This window comes from Rhizobium sp. RAF56, assembly GCF_052113965.1.
Taxonomy (GTDB): domain Bacteria; phylum Pseudomonadota; class Alphaproteobacteria; order Rhizobiales; family Rhizobiaceae; genus Rhizobium.
The window spans coordinates 1-944 of record NZ_JBFRDU010000118.1 but is presented as its reverse complement, the minus strand read 5'-3'; the positions used below and the strand labels follow the sequence as shown (position 1 = coordinate 944).

The window sequence follows — 944 nt, the reverse complement described above, 5'->3', positions numbered from 1 at the left end:
ACCGCACGCCGTCTCTATGAGACATATCTTCTGAACCTTTCCGATGCGAGACAGAGGATCACCTATCCCGTCTCGGATGCCGAACTGGTCTCGCAGGCGGTCGCTCCCGCATCGAAGAGCCAGCCTCGATCGGGGCTGCTTATGCTCTTCGCGGTCCTATTGGGCACGGGCGTCGGCATCGTGATCGCCACCATCCGCCACTTCGGAAACCGCGTTGTAACCTCCGCCGACCGGATCGGCGTCGAGACCGAGTTGGCGTGCATCGGACAGGTTTCGGTCGCCAAAGGAGCGAGAGCGAAGGAAGACGAAGCACTGAAGAAGGAAAAACCCGCTTTGGAAAGGACGGATCGCAACATCGGCGATCCCAAGCAGAAATTCAGTCGCGATCTACGCGATTTGAATGCGACGATTTCGGGGCTCCGGCGCAATCGAAAGGCCCGCCTGATCGGCTTCGTGGGCGCGGAACCGGGAGCCGGGGCAACGACCATGGCCTACAACGTGGCGCTTCTCGCCTCCGCCTCGGGATCGAAGACCTTGCTGGTGGACGCCGCCGCCGCCAATCCCACGCTCAGCCAGATGTTCGTCAAGGAAGGCTCGATCGGATTGATGGAGGTGTTGAACAGCTCCAGAGCCTATGCGGATTTCATTGCGGGGTGCGACAAGCGGCTGACCATTCTGCCGGTTGGAAGCTTCAACGGCGTTACACCCGGCGAACGCATCGCCTCGGAGCGTATCTCCTTCAACCTGGCCGATCTGAAAGAGCATTTCGATCTCATTCTCGTCGATCTTCCCTCAATGCCGGATTCGGCGGACGCCAGGGCGATCGCGCCACATCTCGACGGGTCGATCGTGGTCGTCCGCCACGGCAAGACATCGTTCGACGCGCTGAGCTATGTCGCCGACGCGTTGCGCGACGTGGGCGCGATGGTCTTCGGCGTCGTTCT

The 944-nt window shown here is 61.0% G+C and carries 1 protein-coding gene; it reads left to right on the top strand.

Annotated elements, in window-relative coordinates; translation table 11 throughout:
• On the top strand, window positions 1–944 hold a 944-nt coding region (locus AB4048_RS28830; protein WP_442205355.1), incomplete at both ends, for a cellulose synthase operon protein YhjQ/BcsQ.